Here is a 13,780-nt window from a genome sequence, read left to right on the forward strand (position 1 = left end):
TCCGCCAGGAGGCATGATGCGTCGAGAGCCCGCCCTGACGTTCGCAGGTGCGCTTCGCGTACTTGGTCGTCACGAACCCCTCATGATTCAGAGAATCAGTGATTGCACTGGCGGGATAATCCTTGCGGCTGGCCTTGGTGCGGGTCTAACAGTCGCAGGTGTTCCGGCGATGGCTGCTGCAGCCAGTCTGGCACCGATTTGGGGGTGGATCGATCAAAAAAATGAAGCGATTTTGATTCTTCGAAAAATTGCCAAGGGGTTCGTCGGAAGACTCGATAACGAGCGAGGGCAAGAGCGTCGACCGCTCATTGCTGCAGCGCATACAACGATTGTTGTGGCCGCCTTCTTCGAAGTATTTGAGCGGTATGTCGGTAAGGAGATACTGGCAAGCCTTGAACTGACCGAAAAAGAAAAGCAAATGCTTGTAGTGGGTCGTGGGCGGCCGTTTCGAGAGACGTTCACCGAACGGCTTTATGACGCGGAGATTCCGGCACCCTCGCCATCTCGGGGCTACGAAGAGAATATTCCAGAAGTCGAAAAATGGTTAGCGCTGCTTGCGGACCGCGCGCAGCAGTTCTTCGAGGGTCTCGAGGCTTGGCAAAAGTTAGTCGGACAGTCATTGCAGCCGATAATTCCTCAAGCAATTGAGCGTTACCGGTCCCACTACATGGAACTGGCCGCCTCGGTGCCGGAGTTTTTCATCTGGGCCACGCTCGGCGAGCACGCGGCGACTAGGACGGTCATTGGCACCCTAAATTCTGGATTGGTGGCATCCCTAGATGAACAGCGTGATGCGCTGGGGCGACTAGGGTCGTTGTTGAAGCTAGTTTCGTCTTCTGCGGCCTGCGTAGATCTGCGTGCTGCGATGGAACGGGCTAATGTTGGAGTACTGGCGCAACCCATCGTTCCGGCAGACGCTGAGCGTTATGAGACCGATGTAACGTTTCCATCGATCGGTAAGATATTCATCCTACCGGATTACCGTGTATGCCGGGTTGGTGCGGAGGCCCGGCCAGCCGACGAGAGTTGGTGGGCAAATCAACCGAGCCATGACGACTTGGACGTAGTACTCGCGGCACATCTACTGGCGCCCGAGGCGACGCGCATCCCTCTTCTGATATTGGGCCATCCTGGCGCAGGCAAGTCTATGCTTACAAAGGTATTCGCCGCTCAAATGCCTGCCAGTGACTATACAGTCGTGAGAGTCCCTCTGCGTACTGTTGGAGCAAATTCGCCCATTCTGGACCAGATTCAGCAAGCTTTAGATCAAAGCACCAACAGGCGGGTTGAGTGGGCACGCCTTTCGGATCAAAGCGGGGACAGCGTGCGGGTCATCCTTTTGGACGGTCTCGATGAATTGCTGCAGGCATCAAAGTCGGATCGCAGTGGATACCTGCAAGAGGTCACAAGTTTTCAGCAGGTTGAGGCTGATCAAGGACGTCCCGTCATAGTCATCGTTACCTCCCGCACTGTTGTCGTGGAGCGCGTAGACATGCCGCCCGGCACGACTGTTGTGAAGCTTGACGACTTCAACGAAGCGCAAATCGCGGTATGGCTGAATGCTTGGCGCGAGGCGAATCTGACCGCGATCGAGGACGGTAGGGTGAGGGAACTGGCGCTAGGAACGGCTTTGCGACAGCCTGAACTCGCAAGGCAGCCTCTCCTGCTTCTGATGCTGGCTCTGTACGCTGCTGATCCACTCGCTCCGGAGGTAGATGAGGGATTATCAACAACTCTTCTCTATCAGCGTTTACTCGACAACTTTGCTCGGCGCGAGGTTGCCAAGAAGTCGGTTCGGCTTCATCCGAGAGACTTCGAAATTGCCGTTGAGCAACAGTTGAGGCGTCTCGCTATTGCTGCTCTGGGAATGTTCAATCGTGGTACGCAGCGAATTACCGAGGTTCAACTCGGCTCAGACTTGGCCGCGTTAGGCGAGCACACCGAACAGCTCGTACGTCCTGACGAGGTCGGTCAACGTCTACTGGGCGAGTTCTTCTTTGTTCATGCAGCTGAGGCAACGATCCTTGGGGCAGGAGACCGAACTTCCGCCGATGATAGATCGGTTGCCGTCTCGGCCGGTCGGTACCGAGCGGAGCGCTCTTACGAATTTTTGCATGCAACATTTGGTGAGTATCTTGTGGCGCGCCAAGTGATCGATCTGCTCATGGATGTTGCTGAAGCGGCGCTAGGCGGTAAGCGTGGCAGGCGCGAACCGGAGGATGACCTATTGTTTGCCCTATTGTCTCATCAGGTATTGTCCGTCCGTCGTTCTACCTTGGCGTTCGCGGCTGACTTATTCGAGACGCTTGAGGGCGAAGACAGAGATGACGTGCTGCAACTGCTGCAACTACTTTTCGGTGCGTTTCGCCAGCGCCGTGACTCCGTCAAGTACGTCAACTATCGTCCCGTACAGCCAGACTCTGTGAGGAGGTTGGCTGCCTACTCTGCTAACCTAGTCCTTCTTCGTGTAGCTCTGCCAAAAGACTCAATCACTTTGCCGATTACTGATCTATTTGATGGTGAAGGACGAACGGCATCCTGGCGCTCAACGGTCAATCTCTGGCGGTCCGGGCTTGATGCTGACGGCTGGCATTCAGTACTTGGGACGCTAAAATTTGGAAGTGGGCGAGTGGGAGTCCGAGAATATTCGGATGAAAATGTGCTCGCGGGCTCGCCGGACTTGGGATACGCCGACCTGCTTGGCGATCGTCGACTAATGCGCACGACTCGGTATGGTGTGGCCTTGCGGGAGGGGCGAGCCTTCTTTGATGGCCGCGACTGGGCAGACGCCATGCTGAGCTGGATCTTCCCTGTTTGCGCCGGAGTCGTCACCGTAAATTACTTCTGGGATCCTCCACCGCCGAAGGTTGGCGAGGAGGATTTGCGGGAGGTTGCAGAAGCACTAATGCGGCTGTTTCGCGTCTCTGCCCGCTCGGCAAATCCTGAAGCTCTTGTGAATCTCTTGAACCTATTTTTCAGCCTTCCGCTACCCAGTTCAATTGATGGATTTGCCTTCACTGTATTGGTATGCGAAAAGCCCGAGCTGATTACTGAGGTGCCTGAATTAAGTGATCCGTCACTTTATGATGATGTTGAATTTGTCGAGCTTATGATTAGGTCGGCTGCTGCGGCTAAGGAGGGTCGAGCCGTAGCCGCGCTTGCGAGGCTTGCTGATGCTATTAATGCGCGCCGAATCTCGGAGAATGTCGCTGCGGTTGAGTTTCCGGAGAATGTTCTGCCTTTGGTCCATCAGCTTACTCGGGAGATCAGCTTTGACTGGGAGCGGTCATTTGCAAGTTTTGGTCGACGTTTCAATCATCGTGTCGAGTTCGAGTTAGAAGACTGAGCGGGCTGCTTTGCCTCGATTTCGCCTCGGAAGGCAAGCTTCCGTTGGCGCTCTTCCGTGTAGGTGGCGTGGGTATCGGGTGGCGTCTGTCGAGGCTGGAGATGATCCTTTGGCGGCACTTTGCGACCGAACTTTTGCGAACTCCATGCTGAGAGAAGACCCTAATGCGCTTCAGAGCGTGGGATATTCCGGAGTTGACATAGGACGGATTCATCCAACCCGGCATCGAATTGTGTCTACTTGGCCCTTGAGGTCGGCCGGCTACGTAACCCTCCGTATCTCAAGAGCGCCGCAGGATGGCCGAGCCGGCAGCAAGGTATGCCGGAGAGCGTTGTTTACGGGCTTGGATTGCTGCATGAACTCGAGGGGCGACGTTGTGGGGAAGGCGCTGCTCGGCCTCTTGACGCGAGAAAAAGGCGATGTCCTCCAACTCCTGTTCGGTCAAGCTGAAGCCGTCGAGGCTGGCGCTGGATCCGCAGTCGAACGTGAAGCTAATAATTGCGCGTGGCCGCTGCCGGGTGGGCGGAGCCCAATCGACTACGAGAAGATCGCCCACCCCCATCGCGGTCCCCAACTCCTCGCGGAGTTCGCGGGCGCAGGCATCATGCGGGTATTCTCCCTGGTCTACATATCCACCTGGGAAGGCCCAGTGATCGCGGTACGTGGGCTTGACGAGCAGCACGTTGCCGGTCGGGTCGGTGATGAAGGCCGCGGCGGCGGCGTAGAAGGATGCCAGGTTGGCGTACCAGGTGTTGGGCTCCGTCCAGGTCACCTCGGTGACGGTAGCGGACATGTCGACGTGGGCTCTCGCTCTACGAGGCTGCTGACATGGCTGCGAGGGTTTGCAGGACCTCGTTGACCCGAGGTGATGCCTGCTGCGGGCGGAGAGTAGTACTGAGTTCACGGACGCGTTGTTGGACACGTGCCGATCGGATGCGCGCAGCGTGCTGCGCTACCTGCCAGCTCCAGTTGCAAGCGGCCTCAGTGTCTCCAGCGCGTGCGTGCGTCATGGCGACTAGGGCGGTGTGCAGGGCACGGGTTCGTGCGTTCTGGCTGTCGAGGTTCAGCGCGTCTGGGGCGTGTCGAAGGGCTTGCATGTGCATGTGCAGGTCGCCCAGGCACCGCAGCGCGGCCCCGGCCAGGTGTGCCGGGCTGAAGTAGCCAGCCCAGCGCGGACCGGGGTCCGTTCCCGTCCGGTCGAGAGCACGCTCAGCCCTTGTCAGTGCAAGTTGGCAGGCACGTCGCTCGCCTGACTGGCCATAAGCGGTAGCGGCGGTGGCATACAGCCGAGCGAGGACGGCGGCGGGCGCGCGGCCGGCCCCATCAATAGCCGCTTCGATGAGCCGGGCCGCCTCCCGACCGTGACCCAGGAATACCGCTTGGGTGGCGAGGTTGGCAAGCAGGTGAGCGCCGTAGAGGCGGTCGTCGGCGGCCCTGGCGAGTCGCAGACCGAGCGTCACATGATGTTGCGCCATCGCGTGTTCGCCCGCGTCGTAGGACATGAAGGCGAGTTGGCCGGAGAGCGTTGCCACTGCGCGCATGAGGTCGCGTCCCACGGCGTCGGTGTAGGTGCCGTGCAGCATCGGGGCGACCTGACGCACCAGAAATTCGGCCATGACGGCCCGAGTACGCGGAGATCCGCCGCCATGACGGCGGTCGAGGTCGGTGAAGTGGTTCGCCAGCGCGTACAGAGAATGAACATCGGTGGACGTGACCTGTTGCCGGCCGTTCCAGCTGACCGTCTGGTCAGGCAGATCATATCGCCAGCCAAGTGCCGCCTCTACCGCTTTGCCGCTGTCGAACGTCCCGCTGGCTTGTTGGCTGAGGCGCTTGGCCAGCTTTGTCCAGATCTGCTCGGCGGTATTGATCGCCTCATCGACGGTCGCGGGGTAAGCGCACAATCCGATGCCGCCGCCCGCGCCGAAGCCCAGTTCGGTAATGGCAACTGAGCGACCGATCTTGCGGGCCAGTGTTTCCGCCATGGCGGCCTGGACGTGCTCGCCGGGACGGCGACCGCGTAACCACCAGTAGATGCTGGCGGCGTCGTATCGCCAGATGCCCTGGTCGCGGCCTGCGTGGTTGAGCTGACGAGCGAAGGCGGCGTGGGCGTTGTCGTAGCCGGCCGCACGCAGTAGCTCCTCGAACGTCGAGTTCGTCACCGGTCGCGCCATGGTTCCGCCTCCAGGCATCAACTAACTACCAACAGTGACGAGCCTATGGCTTGGACCGGTCCTTTGGAGACCCACGCAACCGTGCGCAACCCATGTTCTGAGTAGCGCAACCGAGCGCATCGCTTGCCATCTGGTCCGTTGACCGGCAGTCCGCTTCGCTAACTACAGGTGTCCCGAGTGACGGCAAAGTCTGAGCGTCACACCCCGGCTAGGGAGGTGTCGATGCAGAGCGACGAGTCAGCGAGCAGAGGCGAGCAGTTTGAGGCGGCCGAGCGGGAGGCTGCCAAGCAGCGCCTCCTGGCTCAGGCCGAAGCGGAGCGCGTACCCGTGGACGACACGACCCGCGCGGTCCCGGACCGGCGGTGGCGGCGTGACCAACGATGACCTCCCGATCGGCCGTCGGGTGGCCCGGTGGCGGGTGCGGCGGTCGATGACGCAGCAGATGCTTGCCGACCGGTTGCGCAGATCGAAGAGTTGGGTGGACAAGATCGAGCGGGGTGCCCGCACACTGGACCGGTACTCGGTCATCCAGGAGTTGGCCCACGTCCTGCGGGTCGACCCGGCGGTGCTGCTCGGCCAACCGCGAAGCACCCCGGCGGGCACGCCGGACGGGGTTGACGACATTCGGGCGGCGCTCGCCCGCTACGACATCCCGCAGGCTCCACCGCTGACGGACGAGCTGAGAAGGCAGGTCGGGCATGCCTGGTTGACCTACCAGCACGCGCACTACGGGCAGTTGGTGCGGGTGGTGCCGGGTCTGCTCGATGCCGCCCAGGCCGCGCAGTCACGGGAGCTGCTGGTGCAGGCGTACCGCATCACCTCGGCGCTGCTGGTGAAGCTCGGCGAGGCCGACCTGGCCTGGCTGGCCGCCGACCGTGCGATGACCGCCGCCGGCGACGACAGGTTCCTCGCGGCGGCAGCGGCCATCTCGGTGGGCCAGGCGCTCCGCGCCTCCAACCGCGACCCCCTGGCCCTGGCCGCACTGCTCCCCGCCGCCAACCACGTCCTTCCACCCTCGACCTCCTACGGTGATCAAGAGGTTTGCGGCACTTTTGGAGATCAAACCGGCCCCAAACCTCTTGATCACGGGGGCCACGAAAGCCTTCGAGGTCAGGGCGAGCACCGGGGGAGCGCGGTGGGTGGGACGTTGCTGGTCCAAGGGGCATTGGCCGCCGCTGGGTGCGGTGAGCACCGCCGCGCCGATGAGCTGATCGGCCAGGCGGCAGGGATCGCCGCCAGCCTGAGGGGGTACGACGACACGCACCGCACCAGCTTCGGTCCGGTCGCCGTCGAGTTGGCCCGGGTTCTCGTGTCGGCGCAACGAGGGGACGCTGCCGAGGCGTTACGACGGCACTCGGCCGTGGTGCGGCGGGAAGGGTGGCGGCGGTTGCCGGCCGAGTATCGGGGCGCGTACCTGGTCGACGTCGCGCGGGCGTACCTGCAACTGGGTGACGTTCGCGGGGCGGCGAGGGCGCTTGTCGACGCGGACAGTGTCGCGCCGGCTGAGGTTCGGTGCCGGCCGTTGGCGCGTACCGTGATCGCCGATGTCGCCCGCGCTCAGCCGGCGCCGGCCGGCGTGGCGCGACTGGCGACGCTTGTCGGCCTCACCCGCTGACGGCCGCCAGCACCGGCCCTCGCGCCCTCGCGCCGACGAGCTGGCAGTTAGGCATCGTGACGCACCTCGCCAGGGGCGTGGGACTACCGGGCTTTGCGCTGACGACGCGCGCGCTCGAACTCGGCGGCATCCGACATCCAGGGACTGTGCTGGTCGAGCGCAGCGTAGCCGCCGCGGACGAACAGGCTCACCAGGTGCCGGTAGCCACTGATCCCGTCGACCAGGCTGTACTCGACCCGATACTCCGGGTCCGACCCGGCTTCACCCTGTCGCACCGTCGTGATCCGGGCGATGCAGTCCGCGTAGAACTGCAGCTGGATCCCCTCGCCCATCTCCTCGTCCTCGATGGTGAACACCTCGTTGTCCCCGGCCGAGCGATCGGCGACGAACTCCCAGAACTCGGCGGACGCGCTGCGAGGCCCGTCCCGTAGCCACTTCTTCTCGCCGCCCTTGTCGTCGGTGAAGGTCAGGGCCGCCTTCGTCACACTCGCGCCGGAGTCGTCGTCCTCCGGTGGCGTGCTCTTGGCGCGGTCCGCGACCTCCGAGCACATCAGGAAAGTCACCGTCCGCACCGCGTCATCGACGAGCCCGGGGTACGCGCGGCGCACGGCCGCGTCGACGGTCGCCTCCATCCGCTTCCAGTCGCGCTTGTCAGTGGCCCGGTGTCCCCGCCGTGGGTCGAGACCGATCCGCATCCCGGCGCACGCCTGCTCGGCGGTGGCGATCACCCGCATGACCTGGGGCAGCAGCGCGGGGTCGACGGCATCGGGGTTCCGCCGCGGGATTGTCGCGCCGTGGAGGTACTGGCCCGTGTAACGCAGGACCTGCGCGTCGAGTGGCCCGAGGACCACTCCCCGCTCGGTGCGGCGGCGGTCCGCGTGATGTTCCTGGGCGCGCTTCTCGTTCGCCGCCTCCGTCGTCGTGCGCATCGCCTCGCAGACCTGACCGTGCTCCAGGAGACGGATGGTGGCGCCGTGGGCGACGAGCCTGCTCCGGTCCCACGGGATGCGCCGAAACAGCGCGTCGACGTCTGCGGGCGGGGAGAGCAGGATCGGGTCCAGGAGTGCGACGGCAGCATTCTCGTCGAGCTGGCCCCGGGTCCCGGCGGCCTCGCACAGCGGTAGGACCGCACTCCACAGCAGCAGGTGTCGGGCCAGGTCTTCCCGGATCACCGCGAAGTGAGCTTCGGAGATCGGGAACGTGAACGTGCGGGGCTCGTGGTTGGCGTCGGCCCCGGCGCCGAGCATCAGCTTCAGCTCGCCGTCCTCGCGGATGACGGTCGGGATCCAGCCGCTGCTCCGCGTGAAAACGATGTCTCTCATCTCGTCACGACCACTGTTCAGATTGGGCGTCGAGGCGTGGGTCGGAGCGCACCCAGACTTCGCCCCCGGCAGCCCCGGCCGGGGCGTCGACCCGTTGAAGACCGAGGAACTCGATCAACTGGAGCAGTTCGGCTCGGTCGGCCCGATCATCGTCGATGTCCTTCGAGTCGAAGAAGATGTAGTAGCTGTCGGTCGGGTCGACGTAGCCGGAATCCGCCCAGATCCGGCCCACTTCGTCGATCGCCGCTGCCTCCGTCGTGATCGTGGCGGCGCGTGCGGCACCGCGCGCCTCCGGTGACGCGTCGAGGTCGGAGAGGTCGGCAAGCCACTGGCCGAAGTGGTCGAGGCCGGCATATCCGTTCTCGAAGAACAGCATCGCGCTCGGCAGGTAGCGGTTGGGCCTGTCGACCCGGAGGTGTTCCGAGCGAGGATGGTCCGCCTCCGTGATCCGGGAGATCACCCCCAGGCTGGGCATGAGCACCAGGCGCTGCTTCGCCGGCTCGTCGGTGATGGTGTACGTGTCGGACTCTCGGCCTCGGAAGAACGCGGAGAACGCGACGTACGCCTCCTGCGGGTCGCTCACCGAGACATGTTGATCGCTGCCGTCACCGCCAGCGAAGACGAACTGCTTCGGGCCGGGCTTGTAGGGGCGGGCCATGAGCTTCCTTCGTTCAGGGGTGAAAGCTCGGCCAGAGTAGTGGGTCAGGGTGACATGCTCGCGGCCCTGATCGGGGCGGGGTTTCCGGGAACGTGAGATCCGGGCATGTATCTCGGCACTGCTGGAGGGGAGAAACAGCAATGCTGGTATTCGGTTATCTCGGCGCGGTGCTCATCGGCGCCCTCGTCGGCCTGCTCGGACGACTCATCCTGCCGGGGAGGCAGCGGATCGGCGTCTTCGCCACGTTCGTCATCGGCGTCGGCTCGGCGGTGCTGGGCACGGTGGTCGCCCGGGCGCTCAACATCGACGACGGGGCCAACGTGCAGGTGTGGGTGCTGCGCTGGGACTGGGTCGTGCTCGCGATCCAGGTTGGGCTGGCGATCATCGCCGTGGCGTTGGCGAACATGCTCACCTTCACCCGGCTGGCCGGCGGCGACGACACGCCTCGTCGGCGGACCCGTCGCGCCAAGGCCAAGCGCGAATCCTGATCGGCGGCAGCGTGAGCCGGGCGTATGGCGGTTAGCGGCAGCGTGCCGAGGGGTGTGGACAGCGGCGAGTAGTGACGCTCAGCGGTTGCGCCGCGCGATTGCCGCCTCGACGCCGTCGAGGATCAGGTTGAGGCCGAAGACGAAGTCCTGCTCCTCTGGATCCTCGCCTGGTTCGCTCTCGAACGCGCCCGCCGCGAACAGTGGCGCGGCCTCGGGGAAGCGCTCCGGGTGGACGAGCGCAGCGAGGGCGAGGCCGTAGTTCTGCTCGACGTCCGACTGGCTGAGCCCGGTGCCGCTGCGGCCCGCCGCCATCTGCCGGCTCTGCAGGATCGCGTTGCGCACATAACCGCTGACGACGACGAGGATGCCTGCCTTCGTCCTCGGATCCAGACCAGTGTTGCGCAGGACCCGCAGGAACGCGTCCATCCAGCCGATGGCGTTGGGCCCTCGGGGCGGGCCCGCGATCGGAACCTCCACGAGCCACGGGTGCTCGGCGTACCGGGTCCGGATCGCCGCTGCCCAGCGATGCACGCCGTCACGCCAGCCGTCCACGTCCAACCTGGGGGCGGACCCGGTGGCGTGGTCGGTCATCAGTTCGACGAGTTCCTCCTTCGAGCCCACGTGCCGATACAGCGACATCTTGGTGAAGCCGAGAGTCTGCGCGACCTTCTGCAGGGTCACCCCGTCCAGGCCCTCGTGGTCCGCCAGGTCCACCGCAGCGCCGACGACCCGCTCGACGTCGAGTTCGGCGGGCCGGCCCCGGCGTGCGGACGTCGGCAGTCGCCAGAGCCGCGCCAGGTCGGCAGGCACGTCGTCGGCCATTGACGGCGCATTGTGTCCCATGGATAGTATCTCCTGTATATTAAATGCTGTCGTCGGGCCGGACGGAAGAAGAAGCATATGGACGTGTCAGCGGGCACGATCGGCGCCACGGCGAGCCGGTCGAGCGCCGGACAGCGCCTCCACGACCTCGACGCGCTGCGGGGCTTCGCGCTGCTCGGGATCTTCGTCGTGAACATCACCTTCATGGCCTCCGGTTACCCGGGCAACCTGATCACGGACCCGGCGTTCTCGTCGGTCCTCGACGACGCGACGCGGTTCCTGTCCGCGGTGCTCGTCGACATGAAGTTCTACATCCTCTTCTCGTTCCTGTTCGGCTACAGCTTCACGCTGCAGATGGAGGCGGCTGGGCGCGCGGGGGCCGCGTTCGGGCCGCGGATGCTGCGCCGGATCGCCGGCCTCTTCATCCTCGGCGCCCTGCACACCGCGCTCCTGTACGGCGGCGACATCCTGATGACCTACGCGGTGGTCTGCCTGATCCTGCTCGGGATGCGCCGGGTCCGCGACCGGACGGCGGTGCGCGTCGCAAGCGTGCTCTACGGGATCGTGCTGCTGAGCCTCCTGGCCAGCGGCCTCCTCGCGAACTCCTCCGCGTTCCTACCGACCCGAGCCGAGGCACTGGCCAACGCCGAGAAGGCGACGGCCGCGATGCTCGGCGGGTGGGGTGACGTCATTGGCCACCACCTCTCCGGGCTTCCCTTCCTGGTGCTCCAGTCCGCGACGTTCCAGGGGCCGACGGCGCTGGCGATGTTCCTGCTCGGCATGGTCGCCGGCCGACGGCGACTCCTCGCCGGCGTCACCGGTCACGAGCCGGTGCTGCGGCGGATCCAGTGGGTCGGCTTCCCCGTGGGGATCGCGGGCGGTCTGGTGTACGCGCTCGGCGGCGGCAACGGCCAGCCGCTGGCCGTGGGCGTGAGCGCGGCGACCGCGCCGCTGCTGACGGCTGCGTACGTGGCCACGCTGCTGCGGATGATGCACAGCCCGCGGTTCGGGTTCGTGCGGTCGGCCCTGGCACCGGCGGGGCGGATCGCACTCACCAACTACCTGGGGCAATCGCTGCTCGGGCTGCTCATCTTCAGCGGGATCGGGCTTGGCCTGGCCGGGAGCGTGTCGCCGGTGGGGACGACCGGGCTCGCACTCCTGATCTACGCGGTGCAGCTCGCGGTGAGCGCGTGGTGGCTGCGCCATTACCGGTACGGGCCGGCCGAGTGGGCGCTACGACGGGTCACGAACGGAAAGACGGCAGAGACCGATGTGATCTCGGGCCGCGATTGTGACTCGGCGGCCTCAGCGGGCCGCCACTGAAATGCGGCGATGGGCAGGCTCCTCGCGCCGACACCCGCGCGCCGCCCACGATCCACTCGCCTTCACGGAAGTCGGGGTGTCCCGACTGCGGGGACACCCCGACTTCACGGAAACCGAGTCGATCTTTCGGCACACCGGCCGGAAACGCGGAACCGCGGCGGGACCCGGACAGGTCCCGCCGCGGCTGAAGAGCGTTGCTTACCAGAGGCCCCAGGTGAAGGCCTGGTTCTCCGACGTCGTGTAGCAGGTGAACTGCATCATGTCGGCACCGTTCAACCTCGAGTTGGCCTCCACCGCCATGCACTTGCCGGTGCCCCGGTTCTTGAGCTGGTAGTAGTCGGCGCTCCCGGAGGTGAAGAGCTTGATCGGCAGCCACTGGTCGTTGAGGCGGGCGTCGCCGCACACCTGCGTGGCGATCTTCGCCCGTTCGGTGGTCACCGCGCCGCGGACGGCCATGCACCTGCCGCCGTTGTTGAAGGAGATGCGGTAGTAGCCCGAGCTGGTCGTGGTGAAGGTCCAGTTGCGGTTCGGCCCGCCCTCGCACAGGTGCTGGTCGACCACGACGTTGAGCGCCGACGAGAAGGCCTCCGGCGACAGGCAGTAGTCGTTCGTGAAGGGCTGGATCACCCAAGGGCCGGAGGAGGCGGCCGCCGCCGGGCTGCCGGTGCCGACCAGCATCGCCGTGATCATGGTGAGCACCGCCATGAGGCCGGTCATCGTCTTGCGCTTCATCTAAAGCCCTTCGTCGTCCACAGTGGAGGGACCCAAGGCTAGACGGTCACCATCGATGCACGCCAATCGGGACGGGGCGGTCGGCGAAGGGCCGGGTCGTACGTCCGGATCACTCGAAGAACTTGATGCTGAACCCGGTGTCGGCCGTTGGGCCGGGCACGTTGGCGCGGCGGTAGGTGGTGTTGCCCCACCAGCAGAAGGTGCCCGTGTACCAGTAGCGGTTCGCCCAGGAGTACGCGGTGCCCTTGGGAACCCCGTGGTACATCAGCGGGAACCGCGGCCCGGCGGGCGGGCTCGTCGCGATGTCGCCGTTGAGCAGCACGAAGCTGTGGTGGCCAGGCCCGTTCACGTGCAGGGTGGGGTCCCAGCCGGCCATCATGGTGGCCCGGTTCGAGCCGAACAGGCAGCCGTTCGACTTGTACCAGTCCCACACGTACGTCGGGTCGCCGCCGGCGCGCAGCCGCAGGTCGGCGAGGCAGTACTGGTCACTCCAACTGCCATTGGCCGAGTAGACGATGTGCAGCTGCCCGTTGGGGTCCCGGATCGCCTCGGGGGACTCGTTGATGAACGGGTTGCCGACGACGCGCTCCCAGCTCTCGCGTGGCTGGGAGATGACGTACCGGCCGCCGGTCGGGGTGAGCGGGTCGCTCATCCGGCTGAGGTAGATGTTCTGCTCGACGTTGGTGTCCCCGGCCCAACCGGACCAGACGAACCACCGCTGCCCGTTGAAGGTGAACAGGCTGCCGTCGATGGCCCACCTGCCGTCGGGCAGTGCGAGCTGCCGTTCGGCCGTGTAGCCGCTGGCCGGTGACGCCGAGTGGATCGCGTACATCCGGTGGGCGGCGCCGCGCCCGGCCGAGAAGTAGATGTAGTAGCGCCCGCCATCGGTGACGATCTCCGGGGCCCAGACCTCGCCGAGGTTGCGGCTGTCCGTCCAGACCTGCCGCGCGGACGCGGCGGCCAGCGCGTCGGGGGAGGCTGCCTGCCGCACGGCGATCCCGCCGTTGACCGACTGGACGGAGATGTAGGTGCCACCGACGCGGATCACGCTCGGGTCGGCAGCGCGCAGGCCGGTCTGCCCGGCCGCCGCCGGCGCGACGCCGACCAGGGACAGGCCGGCGGCCAGCACAACGGCCAGCGGGATGGAGAGAAAACGCGGAAGGGTTCGGCTATCGACGTTCACCATCGGGACACCTCTCCTCGAACGGAGCTGGCGGTAACAATCGACAGCCCTAGATTAGGGCAAAGGGTGCCGCGCCACAGGTTTTCGCCAGCCGGCCTCGACCCTCGCGGGCATGGGTGC

The 13,780-nt window shown here is 65.1% G+C and carries 12 protein-coding genes; 5 read left to right on the forward strand and 7 right to left on the reverse strand.

Going from position 1 to position 13,780, the window contains the following annotated elements; genetic code table 11:
- Positions 1-16 precede the first annotated feature (16 nt).
- Positions 17-3,346 carry an NACHT domain-containing protein gene (locus tag ACLQ3F_RS04270; protein ID WP_425846271.1) on the forward strand — a complete coding sequence of 1,110 codons (3,330 nt, stop codon included), beginning with the start codon at positions 17-19 and terminating at the stop codon, positions 3,344-3,346.
- Positions 3,347-3,626: 280 nt separating this feature from the next.
- On the opposite strand, the gene ACLQ3F_RS04275 is transcribed toward ACLQ3F_RS04270, so the two are convergent.
- On the reverse strand, positions 3,627-4,118 hold the full coding sequence (locus ACLQ3F_RS04275) for an NUDIX domain-containing protein (RefSeq protein WP_425846273.1): 492 nt from the start codon (positions 4,116-4,118) through the stop codon (positions 3,627-3,629).
- 40 nt (positions 4,119-4,158) lie between these two features.
- A complete protein-coding gene (locus tag ACLQ3F_RS04280) occupies positions 4,159-5,517 on the reverse strand; it encodes a hypothetical protein (protein WP_425846276.1) in 1,359 nt (452 codons plus the stop codon).
- A 222-nt stretch (positions 5,518-5,739) separates the two neighbouring features.
- Here ACLQ3F_RS04280 and ACLQ3F_RS04285 point away from each other — a divergent pair, with 222 nt between their 5' ends.
- Positions 5,740-5,901 (forward strand): hypothetical protein, encoded by a 162-nt coding sequence (locus ACLQ3F_RS04285; protein WP_425846279.1) that lies wholly within the window; start codon positions 5,740-5,742, stop codon positions 5,899-5,901.
- Positions 5,888-7,132 (forward strand): helix-turn-helix domain-containing protein, encoded by a 1,245-nt coding sequence (locus ACLQ3F_RS04290; RefSeq protein WP_425846282.1) that lies wholly within the window; start codon positions 5,888-5,890, stop codon positions 7,130-7,132. Before ACLQ3F_RS04285 ends, ACLQ3F_RS04290 begins: the two co-directional genes overlap by 14 nt.
- 83 nt (positions 7,133-7,215) lie before the next feature.
- Here the strand turns inward: ACLQ3F_RS04290 and ACLQ3F_RS04295 are convergent, their stop codons facing one another.
- Complete coding sequence (locus ACLQ3F_RS04295) at positions 7,216-8,454, reverse strand: DUF6357 family protein (RefSeq protein ID WP_425846285.1); 1,239 nt, start codon at positions 8,452-8,454, stop codon at positions 7,216-7,218.
- Positions 8,455-8,458: 4 nt separating this feature from the next.
- Positions 8,459-9,112, reverse strand: a complete 654-nt coding sequence (locus ACLQ3F_RS04300; protein WP_425846289.1) for a hypothetical protein — start codon at positions 9,110-9,112, stop codon at positions 8,459-8,461.
- 140 nt (positions 9,113-9,252) lie between these two features.
- Here ACLQ3F_RS04300 and ACLQ3F_RS04305 point away from each other — a divergent pair, with 140 nt between their 5' ends.
- Positions 9,253-9,600, forward strand: coding sequence for a GlsB/YeaQ/YmgE family stress response membrane protein (locus ACLQ3F_RS04305; RefSeq protein ID WP_425846291.1), 348 nt, complete (start codon positions 9,253-9,255; stop codon positions 9,598-9,600).
- A 78-nt stretch (positions 9,601-9,678) separates the two neighbouring features.
- Here the strand turns inward: ACLQ3F_RS04305 and ACLQ3F_RS04310 are convergent, their stop codons facing one another.
- The gene (locus ACLQ3F_RS04310) at positions 9,679-10,422 is read right to left on the reverse strand and encodes a TetR/AcrR family transcriptional regulator (RefSeq protein ID WP_425846293.1); all 744 of its coding nucleotides are present in this window, start codon (positions 10,420-10,422) and stop codon (positions 9,679-9,681) included.
- Between the two features lie 78 nt (positions 10,423-10,500).
- On the opposite strand from ACLQ3F_RS04310, the gene ACLQ3F_RS04315 reads away from it, so the two are divergent.
- Complete coding sequence (locus tag ACLQ3F_RS04315) at positions 10,501-11,745, forward strand: DUF418 domain-containing protein (protein ID WP_425846296.1); 1,245 nt, start codon at positions 10,501-10,503, stop codon at positions 11,743-11,745.
- Between the two features lie 198 nt (positions 11,746-11,943).
- On the opposite strand, the gene ACLQ3F_RS04320 is transcribed toward ACLQ3F_RS04315, so the two are convergent.
- Both ACLQ3F_RS04320 and ACLQ3F_RS04325 read right to left on the reverse strand, forming a co-directional pair.
- A complete protein-coding gene (locus ACLQ3F_RS04320; protein WP_357231242.1) occupies positions 11,944-12,477 on the reverse strand; it encodes an RICIN domain-containing protein in 534 nt (177 codons plus the stop codon).
- Positions 12,478-12,586: 109 nt separating this feature from the next.
- Positions 12,587-13,663: a glycoside hydrolase family 43 protein gene (locus ACLQ3F_RS04325; protein WP_425846300.1), complete on the reverse strand. Its 1,077-nt coding sequence runs from the start codon at positions 13,661-13,663 to the stop codon at positions 12,587-12,589.
- Between the last annotated feature and the right edge of the window lie 117 nt (positions 13,664-13,780).

It is taken from the genome of Micromonospora sp. DT15 (assembly GCF_049841475.1).
Classification (GTDB): Bacteria; Actinomycetota; Actinomycetes; order Mycobacteriales; family Micromonosporaceae; genus Micromonospora.

Coding starts and splice junctions, on each gene's coding strand:
- ACLQ3F_RS04270 (WP_425846271.1), top strand. CDS start 17: ATGCGTCGAGAGCCCGCCCTGACGTTCGCAGGTGCGCTTCGCGTACTT.
- ACLQ3F_RS04280 (WP_425846276.1), bottom strand. CDS start 5,517: ATGGCGCGACCGGTGACGAACTCGACGTTCGAGGAGCTACTGCGTGCG.
- ACLQ3F_RS04285 (WP_425846279.1), top strand. CDS start 5,740: ATGCAGAGCGACGAGTCAGCGAGCAGAGGCGAGCAGTTTGAGGCGGCC.
- ACLQ3F_RS04295 (WP_425846285.1), bottom strand. CDS start 8,454: ATGAGAGACATCGTTTTCACGCGGAGCAGCGGCTGGATCCCGACCGTC.
- ACLQ3F_RS04300 (WP_425846289.1), bottom strand. CDS start 9,112: ATGGCCCGCCCCTACAAGCCCGGCCCGAAGCAGTTCGTCTTCGCTGGC.
- ACLQ3F_RS04305 (WP_425846291.1), top strand. CDS start 9,253: ATGCTGGTATTCGGTTATCTCGGCGCGGTGCTCATCGGCGCCCTCGTC.
- ACLQ3F_RS04310 (WP_425846293.1), bottom strand. CDS start 10,422: ATGGCCGACGACGTGCCTGCCGACCTGGCGCGGCTCTGGCGACTGCCG.
- ACLQ3F_RS04315 (WP_425846296.1), top strand. CDS start 10,501: ATGGACGTGTCAGCGGGCACGATCGGCGCCACGGCGAGCCGGTCGAGC.
- ACLQ3F_RS04320 (WP_357231242.1), bottom strand. CDS start 12,477: ATGAAGCGCAAGACGATGACCGGCCTCATGGCGGTGCTCACCATGATC.
- ACLQ3F_RS04325 (WP_425846300.1), bottom strand. CDS start 13,663: ATGGTGAACGTCGATAGCCGAACCCTTCCGCGTTTTCTCTCCATCCCG.